The organism is Streptomyces radicis (assembly GCF_003626575.1).
GTDB classification, from domain to species: domain Bacteria; phylum Actinomycetota; class Actinomycetes; order Streptomycetales; family Streptomycetaceae; genus Streptomyces; species Streptomyces radicis.
On sequence record NZ_RBDY01000043.1, the window covers coordinates 32056 to 50504 of the forward strand.

Below are 18449 nucleotides of genomic sequence, written 5' to 3' on the forward strand. Positions count from 1 at the left end.
CGGTCACCACCCCGAGGCGGCGAGGACGACGGCGTGCGCGTCGTGCGCTCCCCAGGCCAGCTCCCGCAGCAGGCTCAACGGGCCCTCCTCCGGGTCGATCAGCTTGATCCCGCGGGCGGCGTAGGAGCGCATCAGCTCGGGTGTCACCATGCCGCCGTTGGTCTCGGCCGCGGCCCAGGGGCCCCAGTGCACGGTCAGTCCACGGCGCTCCGGGGTCGACCAGCGGCGGCCCAGCTCCTCGAGGGCGTCGTTCGCGGCGGCGTAGTCGGACTGGCCGCGGTTGCCGAGCGCGCCCGCGATGCTGCCGAACAGCACGGCGAACCGCGGCCCTTCGGGCAGCTCGTCCACGGCGTCGAGCAGCACCCTGGCGCCCTCGGCCTTGGTGGCGAAGACCCGGCGGAACGACTCGGGCGCCTTCTCGGCGATCAGCTTGTCCTCGATCACCCCGGCCGCGTAGACGACGCCGTCGAGGCGGCCGTGCCGGGCGTGGACGTCCTTGACCGCGGCGCGGACCGCCTCGGCGTCCAGCACGTCGACGGAGTGGTAACGGGCCGTGGCGCCAAGGGCGTTGAGGCGCTCCAGGGTGCCGCGCACCTCGCGCCCCGCGAGCACGGCCGAGGCCGAGCGCTCGATCGTGGCGGGCGAGGTCAGCCCGGCGGCGAGGAACGCGGAGCGCAGCGCGGCCCGCGTGGTGGCCGCGGCGATGGCGGGCTCCTCGTCGGCCTCGGGCTCGGGGGTGCGGCCGACCAGCTCGATGCGGCAGCGGGCGGCCGAGGCCACGGTGGCGGCGAACCTGGCGGTGATGCCGCGGGCGCCGCCGACCAGCAGCAGCACCGCGTCGCGGTCGAGCCCCGCGGCGGCCGCCTCGGCGGCGCCGTCCCCCGCGGGGCCCGCGCCGGTGGCGGCCAGCGGGCCCAGGTCGCTGCGGACCAGGCGCGGGGCGCGGCGGGTCGCGCCGTCGGTCAGCACGACGGGCTCGTCGCCCGGTGTGCCGAGCTCGGTGAGGACCGCCGCGGCGACCGCGTCGGGCGTGGCCTCTGCGGGGACCTCGAGCACGCCCGCGCGCGCGTCGGGGTACTCGCGGGCGACGCTGCGGAAGAAGCCGCGCAGCCCGGTGGCGGCGCCCGCGGTGCGGCGCTCGACGGCGAGCAGCCGGGTGGGCGCGGCGGCGAGCAGGTCCTTCAGGGCGGGGAACGCGTCGGGCAGCGGGGCGCGTTCGCCCTGGGCGTCGGCGTCGTCGGCCGCCTCGGTGGCCCCGGTGGCCAGCCAGATCACGGTGTCGGCGGGCCGCTCGGGCAGGCGGTCGATGGGGGCGGCGGCGACGGTGGCGCCCGCGCCGGTGAGGCGTTCGGACACGGTGTCGGCGAGGGGTCCTTCGCCGATGAGCAGCACGGCGGTGCCCGTGGCGAGCGGCGCGGGGGCCTCGGTCAGCTCCTCGTCGGCGAAGACGAGCCGCTGCGGGGGCACGACCAGGGCCTCGGGCGCGGGCTCTGCGGCTCCGGCGGCGGGGGCGGGGGCGGGCGGCGTGGGCGCGGCGGCGGTGGGCGTTCCGCCGAGGCGCGCGGTCACCAGCTCGGCGATGTTCGCGGCGGTACGCGCGGCGCTCAACTCCTCCACATCCGCACCCGCATCCACCGACAAACCCAAACGCCGCGCCAACTCCCCAGCAATCTCCGCCCGCTTGATCGAATCCACACTCAAGTCGGCCTCAAGATCCAGATCCGGCTCGATCATCTCCACCGGATAGCCCGTCCGCTCCGCCAACACCCCACGCACCACATCAAGGACGGGAACGTCGCTCGACGGCGAAGGCGACGACGAAGGCGAAGCGGCGGGCGCGGCGGTGGTGGCCGTTCCGCCCAGGCGCCCGGCGACCAGCTCGGCGATGCTCGCGGCGGTACGCGCCGCACTCAACTCCTCCACATCCGCACCCGCATCCACCGACAAACCCAAACGCCGCGCCAACTCCCCAGCAATCTCCGCCCGCTTGATCGAATCCACACTCAGATCGGCCTCGAGATCCAGATCCGGCTCGATCATCTCCACCGGATAGCCCGTCCGCTCCGCCAACACCCCACGCACCACATCGAGCACGGAGACGTCGGTGGGCGGCGCCGGGGCGGGCGCGGGAGCCAGGGCGGGCGCGGGCGCGGGGGCGGCGGTCACGGCGACGGGTGCCGCGGACAGCGCGGGCGCGGCGGCGACATGGGCCACCGGGGCCACGGGCGCGGAGAGCGCGACATCGGTGGCGCCCAGGTAGCGCAGCAGCACGTCGCGCTGCGCGGTCACCATGTCCCTGCTGCTGCGCAGGAATTCGGCGATCAGGGCGTCGGGGCCCGAGGCACCCGCGCCGTTGTGGGGGGACTGCTGGGACACGATCAACTCCCTGACGAGACGAGGGGGACTCAGGGCTCCTGGCTGGAGGGTGCCGTCCGCGCGGCGCACGAGGTGGCCGTCCACGGTCCAGCCGGGGCGGCGCGCGGGGGCGGCCTCGGGGTCGCCCGTGGGGCGGCCGCGGAAGAGCGCCCCGGCCCGCATGTCCACTCCGGCGACGGCGAGTTGGGCGAGCGCGGTGAGGAAGGCGGGCAGGCCCGCGTCCCGGCCCGCGCCGAGCGCGACGGTGCGGTGCGGGCGGTCGCCGAGCACCTTCTTGACGAGCCCGCTGAGCGTCCTTCCAGGCCCGACCTCGGCGAACACCCGGGCGCCCGCCGCGTACATGGCCTCGATCTGCTCGGTGAACCTGACGGGGGCCGCGATGCCGTCGGCCAGCCCGCGGCGCACGGCGTCCGCGTCGGCCGGGTAGGGCTCGGCGGTGCGGTTGGCCCACACCTGGACCGCGGGCGCCCGCACGGGCAGCGTGGCGAGATCGGCCGCGAACGCCTCACCCGCGCCCGCGACCACGGGGCTGTGGAACGCGCAGGCGACCTGGAGGGGCTTGGCGGAGCACCCGGCCTCCTTCAGCCGCTCGACGGCCGCGGCGACGCGTTCGGTGGGGCCCGAGATGACCGTCTGGCGTGGGCCGTTGTGGTTGGCGGTGACCACGTCGCCGTCAAGACCGGCGGCCCGCAGCACCTCATCGATCCGCTCGGGCGTGTCGTTGATCGCGGCCATCGCGCCCGGGTCGCCCTCGCGCACCTGGTCCACGATGGCGGCGCCGCGGGCGGCGCTCGCGGCCAGCACCGCGCCAGGGGACAGCGCCCCGGCGACGCCGAGGGCGACCAGCTCGCCATAGCTGTGGCCCGCCGTCATGTCGGGCCGGATCCCGACGGAGGCGAGCAGCTCGGCGGCGGCCAACTCAACGATGCCCAATGCGGGTTGGGCGACGGCGGTGTCCGTGAGCCGGGCCGCCTGCTCGGCCCCGGCGCCCGGGTCGAACGCGGCGGGCGGGTAGAGGGCGTCGGCCCACCTGGCGCCGAGCTGGAGATGGCGTTGGACCTCGGGGAAGGCCACGAGCAGCTCGGCGAGCATGCCGGGGCGCTGGCTGCCCTGCCCGGGGAAGAGGAACGCCAGCGCGCCATCGGCGACTTCGGCGTTGACCGGGTCGCCGTCGGCGGCGAAGAGTCCTTCCTTCGGGGCGTGTTCACCATCGGCGGCGCGGCGCAGCAGCCCCGGCAGGTCGGCCGTCGACGTGGCGACGAGCGCGATGCGCACCGGCTCCCCGCGCAGGGCGGCGAGGTCGGAGTGGCGCGCCACGTGACGCGCGTAGTCCCGAAGCGGGTGATCGCCCCCGCGTTCCACGAGGCCGAGCAGGGCCCCGGCCGCGCGCCGGGCCGCCGCGGCGTCCCTGCCCCTGAAGGTGAACAGCTCGGCGGGCCACTCCTGGAGGGCCTGTGCGGATGGTGCGCTGGTGTACGCGCGTAGCACGACGTGAAAGTTGGTGCCGCCGAATCCGAAGGCGCTGACCCCCGCGACGCGTTGCTCGGCGGGCGCGGCCCAGGGCCGGGCGGCGGTGTGGAACGCGAACGGGCTGCGCTCGGGGTCCCACGCCTTGTTCGGCCTGGAGAGGTGCAGCGTGGGCGGCTTGACGCCGTGGTGGACCGCGAGGACCGCCTTGATGAGCCCGGCGAGGCCGGCGGCGCACTTGGTGTGCCCGATCTGCGACTTGACCGAGCCGATCGCGCACGACCCCGGCGCGGCGCCCGCCTCGTCGAACACCTCGGTGATGGTGGCGAGTTCGGTGCGGTCGCCGACGACCGTGCCGGTGCCGTGCGCCTCGACAAGGCCCACGTCGGCGGGCGAGATCCCGGCGTTGCGGTAGGCGCGGGTGAGGGCGGCGCGCTGGCCCTCGGGGCGGGGCGCGGTCAGGCCGAGGGCGCGCCCGTCGCTCGCGCTGCCGACGCCGTCGATCACGGCGTAGATCCGGTCGCCGTCCCGCTCGGCGTCGGCCAGCCGCTTGAGCGCGACGCACGCGACGCCCTCGCCCAGCGCGATGCCGTCGGCGCTCTCGTCGAACGTGGCGGAGCGGCCCGAGGGCGAGAGGGCGTGGACGGAGGAGAACAGCAGGTAGTCGTTGATGCCGTTGTGCAGGTCGGCGCCGCCGCACAGGACCAGGTCGCTCGTGCCGCTCGTCAGCTCCTTGCAGGCCGCGTCGACCGCGGTCAGGGACGAGGCGCAGGCGGCGTCCACGGTGTAGTTGGCGCCGCCGAGGTTGAGGCGGTTGGCGACGCGGCCCGCGATGACGTTGGCCAGCATGCCGGGGAAGGAGTCCTCGGTGAGCCTGGGCAGCTGCGTCTCCAGGGCCTCGGGCAGCTCGCCGACGTAGGCGGGCAGCACGGTGCGCAGCACGCTGGCGTTGGACAGGTCGCTGCCCGCCTCGGCGCCGAAGATCACGGAGGTGCGGCGGTGGTCGGTCCCTGGCCCGGCGTATCCGGCGTCGGCCAGGGCGCGGTGGGCTGCCTCGAGGGCGAGGAGCTGCACCGGCTCGATGCTGCCGAGGGAGGCGGGCGGTATGCCGTAGGCCAGCGGGTCGAACGGTATCCGCGGCAGGAAGCCGCCCCAGCGGGACGGGGTGCGCTCGCCGTCGCCGTCGGGCGCGTAGTAGAGCGCGGGGTCCCAGCGCTCGGTGGGCACCTCGGTGACGCAGTCCTTGCCCGCCACCACGTTGGACCAGAACGCCGCCAGGTCGGGGGCCCCTGGGAACATGCAGGCCATGCCGACGACGGCGATCCGCAGCGGCTCGGGCGCGGGCTCGTGCTCCGGCGCGCCGAGGCCGAGCGCGTCGCGCAGCTCGGCGGCGCGGTCGCGCAGCAGGGCGGCGGCGCCTTCGGCGACGGAGGCGTGCAGCGCGCCCAGGGTCGTCACGTCGGAGCGCAGCACGACGACCTCGCCGGCCATGAACATGCCCTCGGCGGCCTGGCGTCGCTCGTCCACCGCGCGCAGCTCGTCGCCGACGCGTTCGATGCCCTTGCTGGCCAGCCGCAGCCGACCGACGTTGAAGCGTTCGAGCCGCTCCCACGCCTCGCGGTCGGGCACGCCATCGGCGCGCAGCCGCTCCTTGAGCGCGGCGAAGTCGTCGCTGAACGGGCTGCGCGCGCAGCGGGTGGCATGCCCTGGGGCGGTCTCGAGGAGGTCGGTCTCCTCGGCCTCGGCGATCCGCCGCTGGAACCCCGGCGTGATGGCGCCCGCGCGGACGGCCTCCTCGGTGAACAGGTAGGCGGTGCCCATGAGGACGCCGGTCGAGCAGCCCGCCCGGGTCAACGGGGCGGCGAGCGCCGCGGTCATCGCGGCCGAGCGCTCGTCGTGCACGCCGCCCGCGAAGAGCACGGCGACATCGGGGGCCGCGGCGGCGTTCTCGGCGATGAAGTCGAGCAGGACGGCGGTCTGGGCCTCCCACAGCGGGAAGCTGTTGCGCGGCCCGACGTGGCCGCCGCACTCGGCGCCCTCGAAGATGAACTTCCGCGCCCCGGCGTCCAGGAACTGCCGCAGCAGCCCGGGCGACGGCACGTGCAGGAACGTCGCGATGCCCTCGGCCTCGAGGGCGGCGGCCTGGGCGGGGCGGCCGCCCGCGACGATGGCGTGGGTGGGGCGGATCCGGCGCACGACGTCGAGCTGGGCGTTGCGGATGTCCTCGTCGGCGAACCCCAGGATCCCCACGCCCCACGGCGCGTCGCCGAGCGCGTCCCTGGTGGCCTCGAGGAGGGCCGCGGTCCGCTCGGCGTCGGAGAGGGCCAGGGCGAGGAACGGCAGCCCCCCGGCGCCCGCGACCTCGGCGGCGAACGCGGGCTGGTCGCTGACCCGGGTCATCGGGCCCTGGGCGACGGCGAGTCGGGTGCCCAGGACGCGGGCCATGGGCGAGCCGGGGTCGAGGGGCGCGGCGGCCGCGTCGTCGGCGACGGCCTCCCGCAGCGCGGCGTCGAGGCCGCGGACCACCTCGGCGACGCTCGACCAGCGCCGGGCGAACGCGGCGGCGAGGAACGCGTCCTGCCCCACCGGGAGGAGCTGCGCGCGTAGATCCGGGCCGACCATGGCTTCGAACGAGGCGCGGTCGACGGGGAGTTCGGGCGCCCCTGGACCGCGGCGGCGCAGCACCCGCAGCCCGTGGTGGCGCACCGTCTCGGAGCCGTCGAGCCCCGCCAGGGTCTCGGCGACCTCGAGCGGCGCCTCGGCCTCGGGGAGCAGGGCGAGCTGCGTGTCGAGGACGACGCCCGCCGCGCCGCCGACCACGGCGGCCACCGCGGTGTGCGGGCCGATGCCGCCGCAGGCCCAGACCGGGACGGTGACGTCGGGGTCGGCGATGACCCGCTGGAGCAGCACGAAGGTGCTCAACTCGCCCGATCGGCCACCGCACTCCGTGCCGCGCACGATCAGCCCGGCGGCGCCTTCGGCGACCGCGCGGCGCGCCGCTTCGGGCTCGGTGACCTCGACGAGCACGCGCCGCCCGGGGAACGCGGCGGGCGAGGCGTCGGGGTCGGCGAGCAGCACCGTCTCGGCGAGGGCGGGCAGCTCGGCGTCCGCCACCTCGGCGCCGGGGCGGAGGCGGACACCGAACGGCCGCGCCGCCCAGCGCGCGGTCAGCTCGAGCGCCTCGGCCGCCGCGCCGGGGTCGCCGACGGGCAGTTCGAGCACCCCGAGGGCGCCGGCGCGGGCCGCCGCTGCGGTGAGCCGTGGGGAGGGGCGGTGCAGCGGGTTGACGGCGATGAGCGCACCGACGAGGCCGGGAGGTGAGGGGTGAGGGGACATGCCTGGCTGTGGCATCCGCATGGGGGCTCTCGACTCCAGGTGTCGTGTGGGGGCAGACGACGGCAGTAAACGTGGATGGTTCGAGTACGGTCAACACACTGCCGACAAGCCGTCGTTGCTCAGTGTGAGCCTTGCGCGCATCACCGCTGACCAGCCAAATCGCCCTCACGCCGCGTCGATCAGCGGCTTCTCCGCCCCTTCACGGCGTGACAACACTGTGGAGACGTCCATGTCATGCCCATGTAACTCTCTGCATCGGAGAGTAAGCGCTGACTGTGGGCAAGATCACACTACGCGCTTCTCCGCCCATGCGCGGTGAGTTCAGCCGGAAAGGGGTGCGGCGCGGCGCAGCAGGAGGTAGAGCTGGCAGCCGAGGCAGTAGCCGAACGCCGCGTTGAGGAACGCCGCCGCGAGCGCGCACCCGGTGGCCGCCACCGCGAGCCACGACGCGCCCGCGAGGTGGCCGACGAGCCCGAGCAGCGCGAAGCCGAGGCCGACGCCCTGGGCGAAGCGCGGCGGCCCGGGCGGCTCGAGCTCCGTGGGCGGCCCGAGCCTGGGGCGCACGACGGCACGGAACAGCAGGCCGTAGGGCGACCGCCCGACCCCGAGGAGCGCGCCCGCCGCGAAGCACAGCGCCTGCCAGGCGAGCGGCGCGGCGCTCCCGGTGACGAGCGCGGCGGCCAGCACGACGGTGGTGACGGCGGCGCCGAAGCGCGGGCCCCTGGTGTCGAGTTCCATGGGTCCAAGCATCCAACGGAACGGCCGCGGCGGACCCGGGGGAATACTTTGCAGTCTTGTGAACGCTGTTGCCCGGGTGAGCGTGACGGGCCTTGTGGTGTGCGCGGCGGTGCTGGCCGCCGCGACGGTGTTCGGGCTGCTCGACCGCCGCGCCCGCGGCCGTCTCAAGAGGGCTCGGACCCCGGACGAACGGCGGCTCGGCGCCGACGAGTTGGGCGGCGCGCTGGGCGGGCGGGCCACGTTCGTGCAGTTCTCGAGCGCCCACTGCGCGCCGTGCCGCGCCACGCGCCGGGTGCTCGCCGAGGTGGCGGGGGCGGTGGACGGCGTGGGTCACATCGAGCTGGACGCCGAGCAACGCCTCGACCTCGTCCGCGAGTTGAACGTCGTGCGCACGCCCACGGTGCTGCTGCTCGACCCGGCGGGCCGCGTCGTCCGCCGGGCCGTGGGGCAGCCGCGCAAGGAGGAGTTGCTCGCCGCGCTCGCCGATGTCCCCTGACCCGGGGGCGGTTGACCGAGGGGCGGTGTTCCTCAGGCCCGTCGCATCACATAGCCCGCGTGCCGCAGCGTGTCGCCATCGAACGTGCCGAACGCCCAGAAGCCCAGGTCGTCCAGGTAGTCGATGCGGTCGCCCTCGATCCGGTAGGTGCCGTCGAAGGCGTGCGGACGGCCGCCCCGGGTCTCGGTGTACCGCCCTTCCGCCGTCAACTCCTGGATCAGAAAGCCCGTTTCGTCGATCCATCGGCCCACGCGCCCCTGCGCGTCCGGGCCCGCGCCCTCGTCGAGGCCCGGCACCGACGCCGGGCCCGCGTCCGTGAGCCAGCGGCCGTTCCACAGGACCGGCGCGCCGTCCACCACGAGGGCCAGCACGGCGGGCGAGAGCGCCACGAGGTCGGCGGCGGCGCTCCCGAGGTCCGCGTCGGCGCGCGCGATGACGGCGAACGTGGCGGGCTGCCCGGGCGCGAGCGAGCCACGGGCGGCGGAGCGTGAGGCGTGGCGGCCCGCCAGGGTCACCGCGTCGATGGTCGCGGGAACGATCGTCGCCCCCGAGCAGTCGATCACCACCGCGTCGTCGTCCTCGGCCGCGGTGATGATGCCGGGGCCCACGCCCACGACGACGTCCCCGCCCAGGAGGAGGTCGCCGCGGGGGAAGCCGCCGATCAACGGGTCGGCGGTGTGCAGGGTCGCGTGTGCGAAGAGGAGCGGGCGGTGGCCCGCGCCGCGGACGCGGTCCAGGGTGGCTGTGCCGCGGAGTTCCGCGAGGGTCATGGTCGGCGTTCCTGTCCTGTCGGGTCCCTCAACGGGACGCGTGCATACGGTGGTTGATCGCGTCGCGGGAGCGCAGGACGTCCCGGCGCAGGGCGTCGACGTCGACGCCGACGAGCCGCCCGTTCCACTTCATGAACGCGCCGCCCACGAGGACGGCGCGGATGTTCCTGGCGTCCGCGCCGAGGACGAGCGTGGCGACGGGGTCGTTGAGCGGCATGGTGTTGACGTCCTCGGCCGCGACGATCAGGAGGTCGGCCGCGAGCCCTGGCACCACGCGCCCGGTCACGTCGCCGAGCCCGATGGCCGCGGCGCCCCGCGCGGTGGCGAGGTCGAGCACGTCGGCCGTGGACAGGCGCGGCGCCACCTCGCCCTCGCCGTGTGCGGCGGCGACGGCCCGCATCCGCTGGATGGCGTGCAGCGCCCGCATCTGCGTGAACATGTCGGAGGCGAGCGCCACTTCGACGTCGATGCTGAGGCCCGGCCTGAGGCCGACGGCGAGCGCCTCGTCGATCGCGGGCACCGCGGTCGCCAGGCCGATCTGCGCGTCCGACGTCGGGGCGAGCGCGACCCCGACCCCGGCGTCGCCCATGGCCCGCCACGCCTCAGGCGTGAGATCGGTGCAGTGGATCAGCGTGAGCCGGTCGTCGAGCAGCTTCGCGCGTTCCCAGCCGAGAACGGCCTCGGACGACGAGGGCCCGAGCACCGCGTCGACGCTCACCCCCACGTCCAGGTCGGCCGCGACCGCCGCGAGACGGGGCCCGTAGGCCAGGTCGGGTCCCGCGACCTCGTCGGTGGCGAGCGCGCCGAGCCGGAAGCCGATCAGCCCGCGGGCCGCCCCCGCGTAGCGCCCGACGAGGCGGGCGAGGTCGCCGGGCCACTGGCGGTCCCACTCCCCGAAGTGCGGGCCCATCGCCGCGTGGACACCCCGGATGCCCGTGTCGATCAACGCCTCGATCGCGCGCTCGGAGTGCGCGGCGGACCGGGAGTTGTGCGAGAAGTCGAGCATCGTCGTGATCCCCGCGTCGAGCGCGGTGAGCGCCGCGAGCCGGGTGCCGACATACATGTCCTCGGGCGCGTAGTGGGGCGCGAGCCCGGCGAGGGTCGTCTCCAGATAGCCCGCGAGGTCGTCCACGTCGGCGATGGAACGGCGGAACTGCGTCTGCCACGCGTGCCGGTGCGTGTCGACGAACCCCGGGGCGACGACGCAGCCGCGCACATCCACGCGGGCGGCGCGGGCGACGCGGTCACCGAGCTCGGCCCGTTCCGCCAGGCCGGGGCCCACGGCGGCGATCGTGTCGCCTTCGACCAGCACGTCCCCCGCGACGACGGAGCGCCGCTCGTCCATCGTGACCACCGTGCCGCCCGTGAGCAGCAGGCCGTGCTCCGTGGGCGGCACGCGGGGGTCAAGGGTGTCCCTCACCGCGCCTCGCCGCCCTCGCCGCCCTCGTCGCGGCGGCGCATCACCATTCCGGCGTGGTGGAGGACGCCGTCGCGGAAGTCACCGTCGGCGGTGAACCCGGTGTCGTCGAGATACGTGATGTGGTCGCCGTCCACCCAGTAGCGCCCCGTGTACGCGCTCTCCCGGTCGCCGCGCGCCTCGTCGTACCGCCCGGCGGGCAGCAGCCGGTGGCGGACGTGGCGGTCGGCCGTCTCCCACAGGCCGTGGTAGGGGTGGTCGTCGGTCGGTGGGCGGTCCGGGTCGATCCCGTGCATGGTGCTCCTCTCTTCCGCCTCTTCCGCCGTCGAGCATCGGCCGCGCGCCCGCCGCGAGGGAGTCCGGGATCTTCCTGGGTGTGGCGCTGCCAGGCTCGGCCGCGGGCCGCCGCACGTAACCTGGACACATGGCCGACCACGCGCTGGCGGAGTTCCTCGTCGCGAAGCGGGCAGCGCTGCCGCCCGAGGCGTTCCCGTTGCCCACCAGGGGCGCCCGCCGCGTTCCCGGGCTGCGGCGCGACGAGGTGGCCCAGATGTCGGGGATCAGCGTCGACTACTACACGCGCCTGGAGCAGGGCAGGGAACGGCACCCGTCGCCCGCCGTGATCTCCGGTCTCGCCAGGGCGCTGTCCCTCACCCCCGACGAGAGCGCGCACCTGCACCTCCTGTGCGGGGTGGTGCCGAAGGAGCGGCCCGCGCCCGAGCGCGGCCTCGGGGACGTGCTGCCGCGCATGCTCGACTCATGGCCGCGCACCCCGGCGTTCGTCCTGGATCCGCTGCTCGACATCGTGGCCCTCAACTCCCTGGCGCGGGCGCTGTTCTCGGCCTTCGCACACACCAGGAACCTCGCCGAGATGACCTTTCTCGACGAGGCGGGCAAGGCGTTCCACGCCGACTGGGACCGCGCGGCGGCGTCCTGTGTCGCCGCGCTGCGGGCGACGCGGCACCTCGGGGACCGGGCCAGGCTGGCCGAGCTGCTGGCCACGCTGGGCGAGGACGCGCGCTTCGCCGCGCTCTGGGCCCGTTACGACGTGGAGCCCAAGACGCGCGAGCGCAAGGTCCTCGTCCATGACGAGGTGGGCGAGCTGGCGCTCGACTTCCAGACGTTCGCGATCGGCGGCTCGCCGGGCCACGAGCTGGTCGCCTACCAGGCCGAGCCGGGCAGCGAGAGCGAACGCCGCCTGCTCGCGCTGCGCCGGACGCGCTGACCGGCGAGCGCGTCACTCAGGGGCCATCGGCGGTCAACGGCTGCTGACGCGGGGGCCGTTGTACTGCTGGTCGGCCACGGGCTCGGCCCAGACGGTCTCGGGGGCGTCGTCGCCGGTGCCTTCCCACAGGGCGATGTGTTCCATGAAGCGGTCGGGGGCGGCGCCGTGCCAGTGGTCCTCGTCGGGCGGGCAGCTCACGGTCTCGCCGGGGTGGGCCTCGAAGACGGTGCCGTCGCGGACGCCGATCAGCGCGATCCCCGAGACCACGTGGAGGGTCTGGCCCACCGCGTGGGAGTGCCAGTGGGTACGGGCGCCGGGTGAGAAGCGCACCAGGTTGGCCCGCATCCGTGAGGGTTCGAGGCCCGCGACGATGACGTCCCACCACACGTCCCCGGTGAACCGGTCGGCCGGTGCCTTGCTGGTGGGCGGGCGCTCGACGAACTCCATCGGTGTGCCTCTCCTTGCTGTTCGAGGGTGGTCAACGCTGTTCGAGGGGGGTCAACGGGCGACGTAGCCGCCGTCGACGGGCAGGGCGACGCCGATGACGAAGCTGGCGCCCGAGCTGCACAGCCACAGGACGGCCTGGGCGATCTCGTCGGCCGTGCCGAGCCGGTTGACGGGCTGGTTCGCCTCGGCCTCGGCGCGGTCGAGCTCTCCCTTGGCGATCATGTCGCCGACCATGGGGGTGTCGATCGTGCCGGGGCAGACGGCGTTGACGCGGATGCCGCGGGGGGCGTATTCCAGGGCGGCGCTGCTGGTCAGGCCGATCACGCCGTGCTTGGCGGCGTGGTAGGAGGCGCGGCCCGGGATGCCGACCAGACCGCCGAGGGAGGAGCAGTTGACGATGGCCCCGCTGCCCTGGGCGCGCATGTGGCGCAGCTCGTACTTCATGGACGCCCAGACGCCGCGCAGGTTGACGGCGTTGACCCTGTCGAACATCTCGGCGCCCTCATCGGCGGCGTCGGCGGGCGGGATCTGGATGCCCGCGTTGTTGTAGGCCATGTCCAGGCGCCCGAAGGTCTCCACCGTGCGGTCGACGGCGGCGGCGACCTGGTCCTCGTCCGTGACGTCACAGACCAGGGCCAGGGCCCGGTGGCCCGCGTCGGTGAGGTCCTTCGCGGCCGCGTCCACGGCGGCTTCGTCGATGTCAGCCATGGCGACCGCGGCGCCCGAGGCGGCGAAGGCCCGGGCGGTGGCCAGGCCCATGCCGGAGCTGGCGCCGGTGACAAGGGCGACCTGGCCGGTGAAGTCATATGTGGGGTTCATGAACGTCCTTGGTACGAGGGGTGGTTCAGGAGGCGGCCTCGATGGTGATCCGCCCGGCCCCGGCCAGCCGGTCGGGGGCGGCGTCGATGTGGCCCAGGACGAGAAGGTCAGCGGAGGCGGAGGGCCCGTCCCGGTGGAAGAGGGCGAGGTTGCCCCAGGGCACGTAGTAGGCGATGTCGCCGACCCTGGCCGCGACAGGTGCGGGGGCGCCTTCGGTGGTGAGCTCGCGCGGCGGGTAGCCGATCCGTTCCGTTCCGTCGAAGTCCCTCAGCTCCAGGGTGAGCGGGAGCAGGGTGGCCAGGTCGCGGGCCGCGGGGCTGTCGTTCACATCCGCCTCGACAGCTCGGCCGTCGAGGGTGACACGGATGTCCATGGGGGTGTTCCTGTCGGAGCTGGGCGGGACGCTGGGCTCCGGTGTCTCCGGCCGCCCCACCGATGAGAACGGCGCGGAGGGCGGAGGGCACGCGGGTCAGGGCCTGAGGAGGGTCTTGATGGCGCGGCGTTCGTCCATCGCCAGGTAGCCCTCGGCGACCTGGTCGAGGGGCAGGGCGAGGTCGAAGACCCGGCCCGGGGCTATCCGGCCCGACAGGACGCGGTCGATCAGATCGGGCAGGTAGCGGCGCACGGGGGCGGGGCCGCCGCGCAGGCCGACATGGGAGAAGAACAGCTCCTGGCCGTCGACGGCGACGCCGTGGGGGACGCCGACGAAGCCGACGTCGCCGCCGGGGCGGGCGGAGCGCAGGGCCTGCCGCATGGCCTGGGCGGTGCCGACGCACTCGAGCACGCTGTCGGCGCCGATGCCGTCGGTGAGGTCCTTGATCCGGGCGACGCCCTCGTCGCCGCGTTCGGTGACGATGTCGGTGGCGCCGAACGCGCGGGCCAGCCTCTGGCGGGGCTCGTGGCGGCTCATGACGATGATCCGCCCGGCTCCCCTCTCCTTGGCGGCGATCACCGCGCACAGACCGACGGCGCCGTCGCCGACGACCACCGCGGTGGAGCCGGGCCTCACCTCGGCGGCGTCGGCGGCCCACCAGCCGGTGCCCATGACGTCGGAGACGGCCAGCAGGCTCGGCCAGAGCTCCTCGCCCGGCACGTCGTCGGTGGCGACCAGGGTGCCCTGGGCGTTCGGGATGCGGATGTACTCCGCCTGGCATGTGCTCATGAACGCGCGGTGCAGGCAGTTGGACGGGAATCCGTTGCGGCAGTTCACGCACGTGTTGTCCGAGGTGGCGAACGAGCCCACGACGAACTGCCCCGGCCTGACCGCGGTGACCTCGCCGCCGACCTCCTCCACGAAACCGACGTACTCGTGCCCCATCGGATGCGGTTCGCCGGTCGGCTCCACACCGCGGTACGGCCACAGGTCGGAGCCGCACACACACGTCACGGCCGTGCGGATGATCGCGTCGGTGGGGTGGACGATCTTCGGGTCCTCCAGGGTGTCGAAGCGGATGTCACGGGGGGCGTGGATCACTGCGCCGCGCATGAGGGGGATTCCTTTACGTGCCGGGGTCGTGCCGGGGTCGTGCCGGGGTCGCGGTACCAGCGGAGAGCACCACATCAGCCAGGTAACCCGCTCCCGGCGCGCGCATCGAGTCACCGTCAAGGGGTGTACGGGCAGTACACCCGTGCGGCCGCGCGCGGGACGTACCGTCGAAGGTGTGGACAACCGAGCAGAGGTCCGCGAGTTCCTCACCTCGCGGCGAGCGAAGATCAGCCCCGAGCGGGCGGGCCTGCCATCCGGCAGCCGCCGTCGCGTGCCGGGGCTGCGCAGGAGCGAGGTCGCCGCCCTCGCCGACATGAGCGTGGAGTACTACGCCAAGCTGGAACGCGGGAACCTCGCCGGGGTCTCCCCCGGCGTTCTCGAAGCCGTCGCCCGCGCCCTCAGGCTCGACGACGCCGAGCGCGCCCATCTGCTGCGCCTGGCCCAGGCTGCCGACGGCTCCGACGCCCTCACCCGGCCACGACGCCGCACCGGCCGACCGTGGGCCGCGCACCGCGGTCTCCAGTGGGCCCTTGACGCCATCACCGCGGGCCCGGCGTTCGTCCGCAACGGCCGCATGGACCTGCTCGCCGCCAACCGGCTCGCCCGCGCCTTCTACGCCGACGTCCACGCGGCCCCGGGCAACCAGGCGAACCTGGCCCGGTTCACCTTCCTCGATCCGGCCTCCCGGCGCTTCTATCCCGAGTGGGACCAGGCCGCCGACATCTCCGTCGCGATCCTGCGCACCGAGGCGGGCCGCGACCCCCACGACAAGGACCTCCACGACCTCGTCGGCGAACTCTCCACCCGCAGCGACGCCTTCCGCACCCGCTGGGGCGCCCACAACGTCCGCCACCACGGCACCGGCACCAAACGCTTTCACCACCGGGCCGTCGGCGACCTCACCCTCGCCTACGAGGGCCTCGAGATGACCGCGGAGCCCGGCCTCACGCTCACCATCTACACCGCCGAGCCCGGCTCCCCTTCCGAAGAAGGCCTGCGCCTCCTCGCTTCCTTGGCCGCCACCCAGGAGGCACAGGCGACCACGCGGGAGGCGGCGCGGACGACGCCGGGCGGCGAGTGACCCGGTGGCGGGGTGAGCGGCGACCCGCCACGCCCTCCAATTCTCATACCGATACAGTATGGCCGGTATAGTTATTGGCCGCATGCGAAGGGCGCCCCATGATCGAGATCCTCACCCCCACCCTGCTCGACCGCGCGAAGGACACGGGCGCCCTGGTCGCCGACATCCTCCGGACGTTGAAGGGCCGCAGCACGGTCGGCACGAACCTCCTCGACATCGACCGATGGGCCAAGTCCCTGATCGTCGAGGCGGGAGCGCTGTCCTGCTACGTCGACTACGCGCCGTCGTTCGGACGCGGCCCGTTCGGCCACTACATCTGCACGGCCGTCAACGACGCCGTGCTCCACGGCAGGCCCCACGACCGCACGCTCGCCGACGGCGATCTGCTGACCCTCGACCTCGCCGTCTCGCGCGGCGGGGTCGCCGCGGACGCCGCCATCAGCTTCATCGTGGGCGACGCGAAGCCCGGCGAGAGCGTCGCGATGATCAGCGCGACCGAGCGCGCGCTGGCCGCGGGGATCGCCGCGGCCGGGCCGGGGGCCCGCGTCGGCGACATCTCCCACGCCATCGGCACGGTCCTCGGCGAGGCCGGGTACGCGGTCAACACCGAGTTCGGCGGCCATGGCATCGGATCGACGATGCACCAGGACCCGCACGTCCCCAACACCGGGAGGCCGGGCCGCGGATACCAGCTGCGCCCCGGGCTGCTGCTGGCGCTCGAGCCATGGGTCATGGCGGACACCGCCACGCTGGTCACCGATGCCGACGGGTGGACGCTCCGCAGCGCGACGGGCTGCCGGACGGCACACAGCGAGCACACGATCGCCATCACCGAGGACGGAGCCGAGGTCCTCACCGCGCCGGTCGGGGACGCGTAGGCGCGCCCGGTCGGCGGCTCGCGTGACACGCTGTGCCCACGAACCGGCGAAAGGGAGACATCACATCATGGCGAGCCTGTACGACACCCCCCTGCGCACGCTCGACGGCGAGGACATCTCGCTCGGCGACTTCCGCGACACGGCGCTCCTGGTGGTGAACGTGGCGTCGCGCTGCGGGCTGACCCCGCAGTACGCGGGTCTCGAGCGGCTCCAGAAGCAGTTCGGCGAGCGCGGCTTCAGCGTCCTCGGCTTCCCGTGCAACCAGTTCGCCGGGCAGGAGCCGGGCTCGTCCGACGAGATCAGGACGTTCTGCTCCGCGACCTACGGCGTGACGTTCCCGATGTTCGAGCGGATCGAGGTCAACGGCCCGGGGCGGCACCCGCTCTACGCCGAGCTGACGCGCACGCCGGACGGCTCGGGGGAGGCGGGTGACGTCCAGTGGAACTTCGAGAAGTTCCTGGTGTCCCCCGAGGGCGAGGTCGTGGGCAGGTTCAGGCCGCGCACCGAGCCGGAGGACGAGGAGCTCGTGGCGGCGATCGAGGCGCGGCTGCCCCTGCGGGGGGCCGGGAACGGCGCCTGAGGACCGACACCCTTCCTGACGCGGGGGCACACTCCGTTGCCCGCGGAGTGTGCCCCCGCTCGTCGCTCAACCCCCGGCACACCGTGGAGCGCAAGGAGCCCTGGACGGCGGAGGGAGAGGACCGATGACGGCCGTGGAGTACGCGCTCGGCGGGGCGTGGGTGCGCGAGCACGAGATCACCGTGCCGCTGGTGTGGAACGCCCCCGACCAGCGCGAACCGACCGTGTTCGCCTGAGAGTTCGTCGACCCCGAGCGGCGGGGCGAGGCGCCGCCGTCTACCACGACGACATGTATGTGGACGCGGGCCCGCAACTCGCCACGGCCGAGCGGCTCGGCAACGCCCAGGTGTGGGTGACCAACGAGTACGAGCACGACGGGATCACGAGCGGCCGGGTGCTGACCCGGCTGCTCGACCTGGTGCGCGACCGAGGAGGGGAACGACGATGACCCCGTGCCCGCGCCGCTGGGGCGTGTGTCACCCGGCGGGTTCGATGCGGAGGACGGCGGCGGCGTCGACGACCTCGACGACCTCGAGGCTCATGACGTCGTTCACGGTCGCGACGGTACCGACGCCGCAGTTCAGCCCGACACCGCCGCCGCCGTCCGACGACGCGCTGCCGCCGCCGGAGCAGCCCGCGACGCTGAAGCCCGACCCGGTCAGCGGCGCGACCATCTCGACCGTGTCGCCGGTGACCGCCATCACCTCGATCGGCCCGAGGCCGTACGCCTGCGGCACGGTCACGACGTCCCCCACGGCGACCTCGATCTCGCACGTCCCGTCGGCGCACGGCCCGGTCGGCGAGGGCGACGGCGTGGCCTCCTCTGTGGGCGTGGCCGCGGGGTCGGACGCGGGGGCCTCTGAGCCCGACCCACCGGCCGCGTCCTCGGCGGTGGACCCGTCCTTGGAATCCGAGGAACCCGAGGAACCCGAGGAATCCTCGGAACCCTCGGAGTCCGAGGAGCACGCCGTGAGAGCGGCGAACAGGACAGCGGCGACAACGGCGACAACGGCGGCGGATGGCGACCTACGCATCATGGTCGCCATCGAACCACGCCACGTCCGGGACCCCTCCCTGTCGCACCCGCGGCGGGATCATGGCGGCGAGCCGCTCGACGACCCCGGGGGAGGCCGCCTCCCACGCGCTGATCATCTCGGTCAACGTGCCGCCTGGGGCGACGGCGTTGACGCGGATGCCCTCGGGGCCTTAGGGCCTGTCTGACAATCCCCGGCGGGCTCGCGACGACTGGCATCCCGCCTGGCTGCGTTGCCGAATCGCGCGAGTACGGCCAAGTACGAGCTGCGATCCGGCGCCTTGCCAGGCGGGCGCCATCC

16 protein-coding genes and 1 pseudogene are annotated in these 18449 nt (G+C 74.4%); 6 read left to right on the top strand and 11 right to left on the bottom strand.

Features of this window, described 5'->3' with window-relative positions; all coding sequences use genetic code 11:
* Positions 1–3 precede the first annotated feature (3 nt).
* Both D7318_RS30465 and D7318_RS30470 read right to left on the bottom strand, forming a co-directional pair.
* Positions 4–7179 carry a type I polyketide synthase gene (locus D7318_RS30465; protein ID WP_120700481.1) on the bottom strand — a complete coding sequence of 2392 codons (7176 nt, stop codon included), beginning with the start codon at positions 7177–7179 and terminating at the stop codon, positions 4–6.
* 321 nt (positions 7180–7500) lie between these two features.
* Positions 7501–7917: a DUF4395 domain-containing protein gene (locus D7318_RS30470; protein WP_120700482.1), complete on the bottom strand. Its 417-nt coding sequence runs from the start codon at positions 7915–7917 to the stop codon at positions 7501–7503.
* Between the two features lie 82 nt (positions 7918–7999).
* Here D7318_RS30470 and D7318_RS30475 point away from each other — a divergent pair, with 82 nt between their 5' ends.
* The gene (locus D7318_RS30475) at positions 8000–8413 is read left to right on the top strand and encodes a TlpA family protein disulfide reductase (protein ID WP_120700498.1); all 414 of its coding nucleotides are present in this window, start codon (positions 8000–8002) and stop codon (positions 8411–8413) included.
* Positions 8414–8445: 32 nt separating this feature from the next.
* Here the strand turns inward: D7318_RS30475 and D7318_RS34380 are convergent, their stop codons facing one another.
* Genes D7318_RS34380 through D7318_RS30490 form a run of 3 tightly spaced genes read right to left on the bottom strand, consistent with a single transcriptional unit; the run spans position 8446 to position 10896 of the window.
* Entirely contained in the window at positions 8446–9183 is a 738-nt protein-coding gene (locus D7318_RS34380) for an Atu4866 domain-containing protein (protein ID WP_120700483.1), read from the bottom strand.
* Positions 9184–9211: 28 nt separating this feature from the next.
* Positions 9212–10579 (bottom strand): amidohydrolase family protein, encoded by a 1368-nt coding sequence (locus D7318_RS30485; protein ID WP_329604657.1) that lies wholly within the window; start codon positions 10577–10579, stop codon positions 9212–9214.
* A gap of 20 nt (positions 10580–10599) precedes the next feature.
* Positions 10600–10896, bottom strand: a complete 297-nt coding sequence (locus D7318_RS30490) for an Atu4866 domain-containing protein (RefSeq protein ID WP_120700484.1) — start codon at positions 10894–10896, stop codon at positions 10600–10602.
* A gap of 128 nt (positions 10897–11024) precedes the next feature.
* On the opposite strand from D7318_RS30490, the gene D7318_RS30495 reads away from it, so the two are divergent.
* Entirely contained in the window at positions 11025–11825 is an 801-nt protein-coding gene (locus D7318_RS30495; RefSeq protein WP_183091672.1) for a helix-turn-helix domain-containing protein, read from the top strand.
* Between the two features lie 33 nt (positions 11826–11858).
* Here the strand turns inward: D7318_RS30495 and D7318_RS30500 are convergent, their stop codons facing one another.
* From D7318_RS30500 to D7318_RS30515, 4 genes are all read right to left on the bottom strand, one after another.
* Complete coding sequence (locus D7318_RS30500) at positions 11859–12272, bottom strand: (R)-mandelonitrile lyase (RefSeq protein WP_120700485.1); 414 nt, start codon at positions 12270–12272, stop codon at positions 11859–11861.
* A gap of 51 nt (positions 12273–12323) precedes the next feature.
* Positions 12324–13091 (bottom strand): glucose 1-dehydrogenase, encoded by a 768-nt coding sequence (locus D7318_RS30505; RefSeq protein WP_120700486.1) that lies wholly within the window; start codon positions 13089–13091, stop codon positions 12324–12326.
* Positions 13092–13116: 25 nt separating this feature from the next.
* Entirely contained in the window at positions 13117–13464 is a 348-nt protein-coding gene (locus tag D7318_RS30510; protein WP_120700487.1) for a cyclophilin-like fold protein, read from the bottom strand.
* 96 nt (positions 13465–13560) lie between these two features.
* Complete coding sequence (locus D7318_RS30515; protein ID WP_120700488.1) at positions 13561–14577, bottom strand: zinc-dependent alcohol dehydrogenase family protein; 1017 nt, start codon at positions 14575–14577, stop codon at positions 13561–13563.
* A 175-nt stretch (positions 14578–14752) separates the two neighbouring features.
* Between D7318_RS30515 and D7318_RS30520 the strand changes: the two genes are divergently transcribed.
* From D7318_RS30520 to D7318_RS30535, 4 genes are all read left to right on the top strand, one after another.
* Positions 14753–15658 carry a helix-turn-helix transcriptional regulator gene (locus tag D7318_RS30520; RefSeq protein ID WP_120700489.1) on the top strand — a complete coding sequence of 302 codons (906 nt, stop codon included), beginning with the start codon at positions 14753–14755 and terminating at the stop codon, positions 15656–15658.
* A 98-nt stretch (positions 15659–15756) separates the two neighbouring features.
* Positions 15757–16536 (top strand): type I methionyl aminopeptidase, encoded by a 780-nt coding sequence (map, locus tag D7318_RS30525; RefSeq protein WP_120700490.1) that lies wholly within the window; start codon positions 15757–15759, stop codon positions 16534–16536.
* 67 nt (positions 16537–16603) lie between these two features.
* Positions 16604–17116 (top strand): glutathione peroxidase, encoded by a 513-nt coding sequence (locus D7318_RS30530; RefSeq protein WP_120700491.1) that lies wholly within the window; start codon positions 16604–16606, stop codon positions 17114–17116.
* Positions 17117–17404: 288 nt separating this feature from the next.
* A complete protein-coding gene (locus tag D7318_RS30535; RefSeq protein WP_220729887.1) occupies positions 17405–17563 on the top strand; it encodes a hypothetical protein in 159 nt (52 codons plus the stop codon).
* Positions 17564–17591: 28 nt separating this feature from the next.
* On the opposite strand, the gene D7318_RS30540 is transcribed toward D7318_RS30535, so the two are convergent.
* Complete coding sequence (locus tag D7318_RS30540) at positions 17592–17870, bottom strand: hypothetical protein (RefSeq protein WP_120700501.1); 279 nt, start codon at positions 17868–17870, stop codon at positions 17592–17594.
* 334 nt (positions 17871–18204) lie between these two features.
* Positions 18205–18321 (bottom strand): annotated as a pseudogene (locus tag D7318_RS34385) (short-chain dehydrogenase); the annotation flags it as partial.
* Positions 18322–18449: the final 128 nt, after the last annotated feature.

Excerpts from the sequence above, each read along its gene's own strand:
- map (WP_120700490.1), top strand. The coding sequence starts at position 15,757 with ATGATCGAGATCCTCACCCCCACCCTGCTCGACCGCGCGAAGGACACG.
- D7318_RS30515 (WP_120700488.1), bottom strand. The coding sequence starts at position 14,577 with ATGCGCGGCGCAGTGATCCACGCCCCCCGTGACATCCGCTTCGACACC.
- D7318_RS30510 (WP_120700487.1), bottom strand. The coding sequence starts at position 13,464 with ATGGACATCCGTGTCACCCTCGACGGCCGAGCTGTCGAGGCGGATGTG.
- D7318_RS30495 (WP_183091672.1), top strand. The coding sequence starts at position 11,025 with ATGGCCGACCACGCGCTGGCGGAGTTCCTCGTCGCGAAGCGGGCAGCG.
- D7318_RS34380 (WP_120700483.1), bottom strand. The coding sequence starts at position 9,183 with ATGACCCTCGCGGAACTCCGCGGCACAGCCACCCTGGACCGCGTCCGC.
- D7318_RS30500 (WP_120700485.1), bottom strand. The coding sequence starts at position 12,272 with ATGGAGTTCGTCGAGCGCCCGCCCACCAGCAAGGCACCGGCCGACCGG.
- D7318_RS30530 (WP_120700491.1), top strand. The coding sequence starts at position 16,604 with ATGGCGAGCCTGTACGACACCCCCCTGCGCACGCTCGACGGCGAGGAC.
- D7318_RS30535 (WP_220729887.1), top strand. The coding sequence starts at position 17,405 with ATGTATGTGGACGCGGGCCCGCAACTCGCCACGGCCGAGCGGCTCGGC.
- D7318_RS30470 (WP_120700482.1), bottom strand. The coding sequence starts at position 7,917 with ATGGAACTCGACACCAGGGGCCCGCGCTTCGGCGCCGCCGTCACCACC.
- D7318_RS30465 (WP_120700481.1), bottom strand. The coding sequence starts at position 7,179 with ATGTCCCCTCACCCCTCACCTCCCGGCCTCGTCGGTGCGCTCATCGCC.
- D7318_RS30490 (WP_120700484.1), bottom strand. The coding sequence starts at position 10,896 with ATGCACGGGATCGACCCGGACCGCCCACCGACCGACGACCACCCCTAC.
- D7318_RS30505 (WP_120700486.1), bottom strand. The coding sequence starts at position 13,091 with ATGAACCCCACATATGACTTCACCGGCCAGGTCGCCCTTGTCACCGGC.